The sequence below is a fragment of the Citrobacter sp. LUTT5 genome, assembly GCF_009905315.1.
Taxonomy (GTDB): domain Bacteria; phylum Pseudomonadota; class Gammaproteobacteria; order Enterobacterales; family Enterobacteriaceae; genus Citrobacter; species Citrobacter freundii.
Map to the genome: position 1 here is coordinate 947,090 of NZ_CP047606.1, position 11,406 is coordinate 958,495.

Annotated in this window: 10 protein-coding genes; 9 read left to right on the forward strand and 1 reads right to left on the reverse strand. The window is 52.9% G+C overall.

The window, feature by feature from the left end:
• Window positions 1–45: 45 nt before the first annotated feature.
• Window positions 46–741 carry a DNA mismatch repair endonuclease MutH gene (gene mutH / locus GUC46_RS04505; protein WP_003840955.1) on the reverse strand — a complete coding sequence of 232 codons (696 nt, stop codon included), beginning with the start codon at window positions 739–741 and terminating at the stop codon, window positions 46–48.
• A gap of 684 nt (window positions 742–1,425) precedes the next feature.
• Between mutH and rppH the strand changes: the two genes are divergently transcribed.
• The 9 genes from rppH (at window position 1,426) to recC (ending at window position 11,381) form a co-directional block, all read left to right on the forward strand.
• Complete coding sequence (gene rppH / locus GUC46_RS04510; protein ID WP_003033982.1) at window positions 1,426–1,956, forward strand: RNA pyrophosphohydrolase; 531 nt, start codon at window positions 1,426–1,428, stop codon at window positions 1,954–1,956.
• Between the two features lie 12 nt (window positions 1,957–1,968).
• Window positions 1,969–4,215: a phosphoenolpyruvate--protein phosphotransferase gene (gene ptsP, locus GUC46_RS04515; RefSeq protein WP_003033984.1), complete on the forward strand. Its 2,247-nt coding sequence runs from the start codon at window positions 1,969–1,971 to the stop codon at window positions 4,213–4,215.
• Between the two features lie 188 nt (window positions 4,216–4,403).
• Entirely contained in the window at window positions 4,404–5,279 is an 876-nt protein-coding gene (gene lgt, locus GUC46_RS04520) for a prolipoprotein diacylglyceryl transferase (RefSeq protein ID WP_003033987.1), read from the forward strand.
• Window positions 5,280–5,285: 6 nt separating this feature from the next.
• Window positions 5,286–6,080: a thymidylate synthase gene (gene thyA, locus GUC46_RS04525; protein WP_003033990.1), complete on the forward strand. Its 795-nt coding sequence runs from the start codon at window positions 5,286–5,288 to the stop codon at window positions 6,078–6,080.
• A 183-nt stretch (window positions 6,081–6,263) separates the two neighbouring features.
• Entirely contained in the window at window positions 6,264–6,734 is a 471-nt protein-coding gene (locus tag GUC46_RS04530; protein WP_003033993.1) for a prepilin peptidase-dependent protein, read from the forward strand.
• A complete protein-coding gene (locus tag GUC46_RS04535; protein WP_130715406.1) occupies window positions 6,725–7,288 on the forward strand; it encodes a prepilin peptidase-dependent protein in 564 nt (187 codons plus the stop codon). The genes GUC46_RS04530 and GUC46_RS04535 overlap by 10 nt, the downstream gene beginning before the upstream one ends.
• Window positions 7,285–7,692 (forward strand): DUF2509 family protein, encoded by a 408-nt coding sequence (locus tag GUC46_RS04540; protein WP_044713431.1) that lies wholly within the window; start codon window positions 7,285–7,287, stop codon window positions 7,690–7,692. The genes GUC46_RS04535 and GUC46_RS04540 overlap by 4 nt, the downstream gene beginning before the upstream one ends.
• Complete coding sequence (locus GUC46_RS04545; protein WP_003846470.1) at window positions 7,677–8,000, forward strand: prepilin-type N-terminal cleavage/methylation domain-containing protein; 324 nt, start codon at window positions 7,677–7,679, stop codon at window positions 7,998–8,000. Before GUC46_RS04540 ends, GUC46_RS04545 begins: the two co-directional genes overlap by 16 nt.
• Before the next feature lie 12 nt (window positions 8,001–8,012).
• Complete coding sequence (gene recC / locus GUC46_RS04550; RefSeq protein ID WP_048232726.1) at window positions 8,013–11,381, forward strand: exodeoxyribonuclease V subunit gamma; 3,369 nt, start codon at window positions 8,013–8,015, stop codon at window positions 11,379–11,381.
• Window positions 11,382–11,406: the final 25 nt, after the last annotated feature.

The window sequence follows — 11,406 nt, forward strand, 5'->3', positions numbered from 1 at the left end:
GTAATTATAGGCTCGTAACGCGGCGGGTGAAAGGCCGGGCGGTGCCTATTGCGCCTGGAACAAGAAATGTCGCTCAAGCAATGCGCGGGTGAAGTTCTTTTTCAGGTAAAAGCCGCGTGGCAGGGTCAGGATGGGCTCGCCGTTGGCACCAATGGCCTCGGTAAGCGCGCGGGCGTTAGCGGCTTTAGGACGCAGTTGCAGTACTTCCCCATGGCGAGCGGTGATGCGTTCGACATGACCTAACACAATCATGTCCATTAATTCTTCCCAGTCCAGACGCAATTGCTGGTCCTCTTCTTCATTCGGGCTCCACAGCAGGGGAGAGCCGACGCGGCGCTCAGCCAGCGGGATGCTGCGTTCGCCTTCTACCGGGATCCACAGAACGCGTTTGAGTTTGTGCCGTACATGGCTGGTTTCCCAGGTGACGCCGGTATTGCCGGTTAACGGTGCCACGCACACAAAGGTGGTTTCCAGCGGTCTGCCAAGACTGTCCACAGGGATCGTTTTCAGCTCCACGCCCAGCGCCGCAAAATCCTGCTCTGGTTTACTGCCCGCGCTGGCACCGAGCCAGATTTCCAGTAGCACGCCAATCCAGCCTTTATCGCGCTTAAGATCCTTCGGCGTAACGATTCCCGCCATTGCCGCTAATTCTCCTAACGCGTAGCCCGAAAGCTGTCGTGCCTGGCTCAGCAACTGGGCTTCAGATTCAGGGGGAGAAAGCAACGGGCGGAGTTCTGGCATCGGGTTAACCCTTAGGTGAAAAAATAAGCAATGATTTTATACCGTGTGGACAGAGTTTATCTTTTTCCACATGCTTTATTCAATTATATGATTTATATTGGTTTTTAGATTCACGTTTGCAGAGTTGCGCAACAGCGAAGCGGGTTTTCCAATTCTGGTCACTGACAATGAACAGGATCTTACACCATGTTATCCACAGAAAGATGGGATAACTGTGAAAAACCCCCACTACTGTTTCAATTTACAGCCTTGACGTGCGACGAAAATCGAATTTTCACACAAATTGTGCCTAACTTATTGGCATAATCTGTGGATAAAACCGACGCTGGTCGATCTTTCATCAGCGTGAAGATCGTATGAGTGATGTACATCACATTTCTGTGTGTTTATCTGCGTGGGTCAGTTTTAACTTTATGAATGTATAAGACTATTTTTACTCTGTGACGAATGTCTTATTCGGACTGTTCTGGGTTTTCCCATAGTAATTCCGTACTTCTTCACAACTATATCCACAGAAAAGGTGAATAAAATCGCCTTGCTTGCCCTTCTTCTGTTTATAACTCGGCCTTTAACTGTGAGTTATTCAATTGTTATTAGAATATCGCACCCTTAACAGAGTGGTTTACCGCCCCTCAGGAGTGTGAAACAATCGTTTGTATATAAGGTTTATGTTGAGGTAGTCCGGTGATTGATGACGATGGCTACCGCCCGAATGTAGGGATAGTAATTTGTAACCGCCAGGGGCAGGTCATGTGGGCCCGGCGATTTGGTCAGCACTCCTGGCAATTCCCACAAGGTGGGATCAACGCAGGAGAGACAGCAGAGCAGGCGATGTACCGGGAACTCTTTGAAGAAGTGGGTCTCAGTCGTAAAGATGTACGGATCCTTGCTTCTACTCGTAACTGGTTGCGTTACAAGTTACCGAAACGTTTGGTGCGTTGGGACACGAAGCCGGTTTGTATCGGCCAGAAACAAAAATGGTTTCTTCTGCAATTGGTCAGCAGCGATGCTGAAATCAATATGCAAACCAGCAGTACACCTGAGTTCGACGGCTGGCGCTGGGTGAGTTACTGGTATCCGGTTCGACAGGTGGTGTCATTTAAACGCGATGTCTATCGCAGGGTGATGAAAGAATTCGCAAGTGTTGTCATGGCGCTTCAGGAGAGCACTCCTAAGCCGCAAAGCACACCTGCGTACAGACGTAAAAGAGGTTAAGCTACGCAAATTATGCTCACCCGCCTGCGCGAAATAGTCGAAAAGGTGGCCAGTGCTCCGCGTCTGAATGAAGCGCTGAATATACTGGTTACCGACATCTGTCTTGCGATGGATACAGAGGTCTGTTCGGTTTATCTGGCCGATCACGATCGACGTTGTTATTACCTCATGGCGACCCGGGGACTGAAAAAACCACGTGGTCGCACTGTCGCACTCGCGTTTGATGAAGGTATCGTTGGCCTGGTTGGCAGGCTGGCGGAACCTATCAACCTCGCCGATGCGCAAAAACATCCCAGCTTTAAATACATTCCTTCGGTAAAAGAAGAGCGTTTTCGTGCATTCTTAGGCGTACCGATCATTCAGCGTCGCCAGCTTTTAGGTGTACTGGTGGTGCAGCAGCGTGAACTGCGTCAGTACGATGAAAGTGAAGAGTCTTTCCTCGTCACGCTCGCCACACAAATGGCGGCCATACTTTCGCAGTCGCAGCTAAACGCGCTGTTCGGTCAATACCGGCAAACGCGCATCCGTGCTTTGCCTGCCGCCCCCGGCGTGGCAATAGCGGAAGGCTGGCAGGATGCGACGCTACCGCTGATGGAGCAGGTCTATCAGGCTTCAACGCTGGATCCGGTGCTTGAGCGCGAGCGACTGACCGGTGCGTTGGAAGAGGCGGCGAACGAATTCCGCCGCTACAGCAAGCGTTTTACCGCTGGGGCGCAGAAAGAAACGGCGGCGATCTTTGATCTTTACTCGCACTTGCTTTCCGATACCCGTCTGCGCCGCGAGCTGTTTGCGGAAGTGGATAACGGTTCGGTGGCCGAGTGGGCGGTTAAAACGATCATCGAAAAGTTTGCCGAACAATTTGCCGCGCTGAGCGATAACTACCTCAAAGAGCGGGCCGGAGATTTACGCGCGCTCGGCCAACGTCTGCTGTTCCACCTTGACGACTCTATCCAGGGGCCGAATGCCTGGCCGGAACGCTTCGTGCTGGTGGCGGATGAACTTTCGGCGACCACGCTGGCGGAGCTTCCTCAGGACCGGTTAGTCGGCGTGGTTGTCCGGGACGGCGCAGCCAACTCTCATGCGGCAATTATGGTTCGTGCGCTGGGTATCCCTACCGTTATGGGGGCCGATATCCAGCCGTCGGTGCTGCATCGTCGCACGCTGGTGGTGGACGGTTATCGCGGTGAACTGCTGGTCGATCCGGAACCGGTATTGATTCAGGAATACCAGCGTCTTATCAGTGAAGAAATTGAGCTGAGCCGCCTGGCGGAAGACGACGTCAACCAGCCAGCACAGTTGAAAAGCGGCGAGCGCGTGAAGGTGATGCTCAATGCGGGTCTCAGCCCGGAACATGAAGAAAAGCTGGGTAGCAGGATCGACGGTATTGGCCTGTATCGCACCGAAATCCCGTTCATGCTGCAAAGCGGTTTTCCTTCGGAAGAAGAACAGGTTGCGCAGTATCAGGGCATGCTGCAAATGTTTAACGACAAGCCGGTGACCCTACGTACGCTGGATGTCGGTGCCGATAAACAGCTGCCCTACATGCCGATCAGTGAAGAGAACCCGTGCCTTGGCTGGCGAGGGATCCGCATAACGCTCGATCAGCCAGAGATCTTTTTGATCCAGGTTCGCGCCATGCTGCGTGCCAACGCGGCAACCGGCAACCTCAGCATTTTGCTGCCGATGGTAACCAGCATTGATGAAGTGGACGAAGCGCGACGTTTGATTGAACGCGCCGGACGCGAAGTGGAGGAGATGATCGGTTACGAGATCCCGAAACCGCGCATTGGCATCATGCTGGAAGTTCCGTCGATGGTGTTCATGCTGCCGCATCTGACAAACCGGATTGACTTTATCTCGGTCGGAACCAACGATCTTACCCAGTACATACTGGCCGTCGATCGTAACAACACACGGGTAGCCAGCATTTATGACAGTCTGCATCCGGGGATGTTACGTGCGCTGGCGATGATTGCGCAGGAAGCCGAAAGAAGCGGTATCGATTTACGCCTGTGCGGTGAAATGGCGGGCGACCCGATGTGCGTGGCTATTCTGATCGGCCTGGGTTTCCGTCATTTGTCGATGAACGGTCGTTCTGTCGCTCGCGTCAAATATCTGCTGCGTCATATCGATTTTGATGAGGCGCAAACGCTGGCGCAGCGCAGCCTGGAAGCGCAGATGGCAGCAGAGGTACGCCATCAGGTAGCGGCCTTTATGGAGCGCCGCGGCATGGGGGGATTGATTCGCGGGGGATTGTAGGCCTGATAAGCGTAGCGTCATCAGGCATTACGGGGTAAAGATTACTTATACAGATCTTTTACATCTTCCCGGCATCCGCTTCTAACCCCTTGTGCTATCATTCGCACCTTTGGAGCGCCTGCATTATGCAGGCGCGCTTATCAATTGCTGTCTGACTTCAGCGAAATAACAAGAACTTGTGGTGACAGATGACCAGTAGCTATCTGCATTTTCCGGATTTCGATCCGGTCATTTTCTCAATCGGACCCGTCGCGCTTCACTGGTACGGCTTAATGTATTTGGTGGGGTTTATTTTTGCGATGTGGCTGGCGACGCGCCGCGCGAATCGCCCGGGCAGTGGCTGGACCAAAAATGAAGTAGAAAACTTACTGTATGCGGGCTTCCTCGGGGTTTTCCTCGGTGGGCGTATTGGTTACGTACTGTTCTATAACTTCGAGTTATTCCTCGATAATCCCCTGTATCTGTTCCGCGTCTGGGACGGCGGTATGTCCTTCCACGGTGGACTTATCGGTGTGATCCTGGTGATGATTATCTTCGCCAAACGCACCAAACGTTCGTTCTTCCAGGTTTCTGATTTCATTGCCCCGCTGATTCCGTTTGGTCTGGGTGCAGGGCGTCTGGGTAACTTTATCAATGGTGAGCTGTGGGGACGCGTTGACCCGAACTTCAAGTACGCCATGCTGTTCCCGGGCTCCCGTACCGAAGATATTTTACTGCTGCAATCTAACCCGCAATGGCAGTCTATTTTTGATACCTACGGCTCGCTGCCGCGCCACGCCTCACAGCTTTATGAGATGGCGCTCGAGGGTGTTGTGCTGTTTATCATTCTCAACTTGTACATTCGTAAGCCGCGTCCAATGGGCTCGGTATCCGGTCTGTTCCTGATTGGTTATGGCGCGTTTCGTATTATCGTTGAATTCTTCCGCCAGCCGGATGCGCAGTTTACTGGCACCTGGGTACAGTACATCAGTATGGGGCAGATCCTCTCTATCCCGATGATTGTCGCAGGCATTATTATGATGGTTTGGGCGTACCGCCGCAGCCCACAGCAACACGTTTCCTGAGGAACCATGAAACAGTATTTAGAACTGATGCAAAAAGTGCTGGATGAAGGCACACAGAAAAACGACCGTACCGGAACCGGAACGCTTTCCATTTTTGGTCATCAGATGCGTTTTAATCTGCAGGAAGGGTTCCCGCTGGTTACGACGAAACGCTGCCATTTACGCTCGATCATTCATGAGCTGCTGTGGTTTTTGCAGGGCGACACTAACGTTGCCTACCTGCATGAAAACAACGTCTCAATCTGGGACGAATGGGCGGATGAAAACGGTAATTTAGGCCCGGTTTATGGTAAACAGTGGCGCGCGTGGCCTACGCCAGATGGTCGCCATATTGACCAGATCACCACCGTGTTAAACCAGCTTAAAAATGACCCGGACTCTCGCCGCATTATCGTTTCTGCATGGAACGTCGGCGAGCTGGATAAAATGGCGCTGGCACCGTGCCATGCGTTCTTCCAGTTTTACGTCGCGGATGGCAAGCTCTCCTGTCAGCTGTATCAGCGTTCGTGCGATGTGTTCCTCGGCCTGCCGTTTAACATTGCCAGCTACGCTTTGCTGGTACACATGATGGCGCAGCAGTGTGATCTGGAAGTGGGTGATTTTGTCTGGACCGGTGGCGACACGCACCTGTACAGCAATCATATGGATCAAACGCATCTGCAGCTTAGCCGTGAACCTCGCGCGTTGCCGAAACTGGTTATCAAACGTAAGCCTGAATCTATCTTTGACTATCGCTTCGAAGACTTCGAAATTGAAGGCTACGATCCGCACCCGGGTATTAAAGCGCCGGTGGCTATCTAACCAGCTTCATGCTGACACAACCGACGCCCGTGAGCGTCGGTTTTTTTTGTCTAAAATCACGTTCTTCGGCGAACATTCCTGAAATAGTGCAACGGTCTGCAACGCGACAAATATTTCCCGTAGCTCGCCGTAGAAACCGAATTTCCCGCTCGTTATTCATTTTCCTCACGCCATACTGGCGACATGAAAAAACAACAAGGTTACACGCTTCTCGAAACCCTGATTGCGATGCTGATCGTCGCGGCGCTTGGTGCATCTGGGCTGTATGGTTGGCAGCGCTGGCAGCAGCAACAGCGGCTGTGGCAGACCGCCTGCCAGGTGCGGGACTACCTGCTGCAACTGCGTGAAGATGCTAACTGGCGCAATCGTGATCACGTCATCAACGTGCTCCGCGAAGGGGGGACATGGTGTCTGGCAAGCTCAGCGACATCACAAGCTTCGTGTCAGCCTGTTTCACCGTTGATATTTGCGCCACTCTGGGCTGATGTCGAAATGGCTGATATCACGCCTTCACTGGCTTTTTTTGGACTGCGCAATACGGCATGGGCCGGACATATACGCCTGAAAAATGCGGCAGGGGAATGGCGCGTGGTGGTGTCTGGCTGGGGGCGAATCAGGCTTTGTGAGCGCGATGAGGCCAGATTATGTCAGTAAACGAACGGGGATTTTCACTGCTGGAGGTGCTCATTGCCATGGCGATTAGCAGTATTTTATTACTTAGCTCAGCACAATTTTTACCGGCGCTACAGCGAGAGATTCTGCGTAACACGCGCCAGTTAGCGCTGGAAGATGAAATATGGCAGCGGGCCTACACCGTGGCGAAGCATCTTCAACGGGCGGGATATTGCCGAGGAAACTGTGTCGGAGAGGGACTGGTGATATCGGCTAAGGGGGACTGTGTCATTGCACGCTGGGATGCCAACGGCAACGGCGTTTGGGAGAGCAGTTCCGCGAAAGAGGCTGATGCTATCGGGTTTCGTTTACAGGACAAGGTATTGGAAACCCTGCGTGGAGCCACCGGCTGTACTGGAAAAGGATGGGAGAAAATGACCGATCAGACTACCATCCAGATTGAGGCATTCCAGGTTGAACGGCTGAATTTTAGCGGATATTCCCCGCTTCTTACGCTGCGTTTGCGTGGAGTGAGCAATGACGAACCACAAAAAGTTGTTGAAGCAGTCTACAGCGTTACGGGATTCAACCTGTGAACCGTGAGCGAGGCGTATCCTCTCTGGCAATGGTCCTGTTGCTGCTGGTGCTCGGTAGTCTGCTGCTGCAAGGCGTTAGCAGACAGGAGGCTAGTTTTGCTGCGCGTGTGGTCACACAAAGTCAGGCGCTGCAGCGTCAGGCGGTAGTGCAATCCGCGATGGAATGGGGGCGTATACAACCCTGGCGCTTACAACCCGTCGTACAGTGTCGGCGCGATCCCACGCAGAATGCCGCGGTTTGCCTGCGCCTGCTTACCAATAATTTCGTGCTGCTAATCGCCCACTATGAAGGAGTATTTTTATGGCGTCAGGGGGCGGTTATTGATGGCAACATAGAATTCTCGGCGCATGGCTGGAGCGATTTTTGTCCGCTTAAGGAGCAGACGTTATGCCAGATCCCTTGAACAGTCAGCGTGGCTTTAGTCTGCCGGAAGTTATGCTGGCAATGGTACTGATGATCATGATTGTGACCGCGTTGTCAGGATACCAGCGGGTGCTAATGAACAGCTTTATTATCAGAAACCAGTATCAACAACTCTGGCGTCACGCCTGGCAGCAAAGCCAGCTGTACCAGTTTTCATCGCCTGTGAACTGGCAGGTTAACCGAATGCAGACAACGAGAGCGGGATGTGTCAGCATCAACGTCATAATTTCTTCACCCCTCGGCAGGCAGGGTCAGATGACGCGTCTGCATTGCCCGAATCGTCAGTAGTCAGGAGTCGCTATGTTAAGGGTCTACCACTCCAACCGTCTGGATGTGCTGGAAGCGTTAATGGAGTTTATCGTTGAGCGCGAGCGGCTGGACGACCCCTTTGAGCCTGAGATGATCCTGGTTCAAAGTACCGGTATGGCGCAGTGGTTACAAATGACTCTTGCACAGAAGTTTAGTATTGCCGCCAATATCGATTTTCCACTGCCCGCGAGTTTTATCTGGGATATGTTTGTGCGCGTGCTGCCGGATATCCCGAAAGAGAGCGCGTTCAACAAACAGAGCATGAGCTGGAAGTTGATGACGCTGTTGCCGCAATTACTGGATGGCGATGACTTTGCATTGTTGCGCCACTATCTGACGGACGACACCGATAAACGTAAGCTTTTTCAGCTTTCCTCGCGCGCGGCTGACCTTTTCGACCAGTATTTAGTCTACCGCCCTGACTGGTTGACCCAGTGGGAAGCGGGGCGACTGGTTGAGGGACTCGGCGAGTCTCAGGCCTGGCAGGCACCGTTGTGGAAAGCGCTGGTGGAATACACCGCGGAGTTGGGCCAGCCGCGTTGGCATCGTGCCAATTTATACCAACGATTTATTCAGACGTTGGAAAACGCGTCCGAGTGCCCGCAGGGACTGCCTTCTCGCGTCTTTATTTGCGGCATTTCGGCGCTGCCGCCGGTTTATTTGCAGGCATTGCAAGCGCTGGGTAAGCACATCGATATTCATCTGCTGTTTACCAACCCTTGTCGCTACTACTGGGGAGATATTAAAGATCCTGCCTGGCTGGCGAAGCTGATGGCGCGTCAGCGTCGGCACAGCTTTGAAGAACGGCACCTGCCGCTGTTTCGTGATAACCAGAAAGCCGAAGGATTATTTAACAGCGATGGCGAACAGGATGTGGGCAACCCGATGCTGGCCTCGTGGGGCAAGCTGGGGCGTGATTACATTTATTTGCTTTCGGAGCTGGAAAATAGTCAGGAACTGGATGCGTTTGTCGACATTACGCCTGACAATCTTTTGCATAATATTCAATCGGATATTCTGGAACTCGAAAGTCATGCCGTGGCGGGCGTCACGCTGGAAGAATATTCCCGTAGTGACAATAAACGCCGGCTTGATCTGAACGATACCAGCGTGACTTTCCATGTCTGCCATAGCCCACAGCGCGAGGTGGAAATTCTGCATGATCGGCTGTTGGCCATGCTGGAAGCGGACCCAACGCTGACGCCGCGCGATATTATCGTGATGGTGGCGGACATCGATAGCTACAGCCCATTCATTCAGTCGGTCTTTGGCAGTGCACCAGCCGAGCGTTACTTACCTTATGCGATTTCCGACCGTCGGGCACGCCAGTCTCATCCCGTCTTACAGGCTTTTATTAGTCTGCTGTCTCTACCGGATAGCCGTTTTGTCTCAGAGGATGTCCTGGCGTTACTGGATGTCCCCGTGCTGGCGGCGCGTTTCAACATTGATGAAGAAGGGTTGCGCTATCTTCGCTTATGGGTCAATGAATCCGGGATTCGTTGGGGAATTGACGACGATAACGTGCGTGAACTGGAACTTCCGCCTACAGGTCAGCATACCTGGCAATTTGGTTTAACGCGTATGCTGCTCGGCTACGCGATGGAAAGCGCGCAGGGCGAGTGGCAATCGGTATTGCCTTACGATGAGTCCAGCGGTTTGATTGCCGAGCTGGTAGGGCATCTGGCCTCGTTGCTGATGCAGCTTAATCTCTGGCGTAGAGGGTTAGCGCAGGAACGACCGCTGGAAGAGTGGCTACCTGTTTGTCGGGAAATGCTTAATGATTTCTTCCTGCCGGACGCGGATACCGAAGCGGCGATGACGCTGATTGAACAGCAGTGGCAGGCTATTATCACTGAAGGTTTAGGGGCCGAGTACGGCGATGCTATACCGCTCTCTCTGTTACGTGATGAGCTGGCCCAGCGCCTTGATCAGGAACGCATCAGCCAGCGCTTCCTGGCGGGTCCCGTTAACATTTGTACGCTGATGCCGATGCGCTCCATTCCGTTCAAAGTGGTGTGCCTGCTGGGTATGAACGATGGCGTTTATCCACGCCAGCTTGCGCCGCTGGGCTTTGATTTAATGAGTCAAAAACCGATGCGGGGCGATCGCAGCCGTCGTGATGATGACCGCTATCTGTTCCTCGAAGCATTGATTTCGGCACAGCAGACGCTCTACATCAGCTACATTGGCCGCTCGATCCAGGATAACAGCGAGCGCTTCCCGTCGGTGCTGGTGCAAGAACTGATGGACTACATTGGGCAAAGCCATTATCTGCCGGGTGACGAATTGTTGACCTGCGATCAAAGCGAGACAAGGGTAAAAGCGCACATTACCCGTTTGCATACCCGTATGCCCTTTGATGCGCAAAACTATCTACCAGGCGAACAGCAAAGCTATGCCCGGGAATGGCTACCTGCGGCGAGCCTGTCAGGAAAAGCGCACACGGATTTTGTGCAGCCTCTTCCTTTTGAAATGCCAGAAACGCTAACGCTGGAAACACTGCAGCGATTTTGGGCACATCCGGTACGCGCCTTTTTCCAGATGCGTCTGAGGGTCAACTTCCGCTCTGAAGAGAGTGAGATCCCGGACACGGAGCCTTTCACCCTTGAAGGATTAACCCGCTATCAGCTTAATCAGCAATTGCTTAATACACTGGTTGAAGAGAACGACGCTGAACGACTGTTCCGCCGTTTTCGTGCGGCAGGCACGCTACCCTATGGGCCGTTTGGCGAAATTCTGTGGGATACGCAGCGTCAGGAGATGCAGTCGCTGGCTGAGCGTATTATCGCCTGTCGTCAGCCCTGTCAGAGCATGGAAATCGATCTTAACTGTAACGGCGTACAAATCACCGGTTGGTTGCCGCAGGTACAAGAGGACGGTTTGTTGCGCTGGCGCCCATCTTTGATCAGCATTGCGCAGGGCGTGCAACTTTGGCTGGAACATCTTGTCTATTGTGCGAGTGGCGGTACGGGAGAGAGCCGATTATTCCTGCGTAAAGACGGGGAATGGCGTTTTCCGCCGCTGGATGCAGAACAGGCGTTGCTGTATCTGTCGCAACTCATTGAGGGGTATCGGGAAGGCATGTCGTCACCATTGCTGGTATTGCCCGAAAGCGGCGGTGCATGGATAAAAACCTGTTATGACGCCGCAAATGATGCCATGTTAGATGACGATGCAACGTTGCAAAAAGCGCGCAGTAAGTTTCTGCAAGCCTATGAAGGCAACATGATAGTACGTGGCGAAGGTGATGATATCTGGTATCAGCGTCTTTGGCGTCAACTGGATGCTGATACGCTGGAGACTATTGTTTTACAGTCTCAACGCTACCTGTTACCGATTTTTCGCTTCAATCAGTCATGATGGCTGTATAAAAATTGCGCAATTC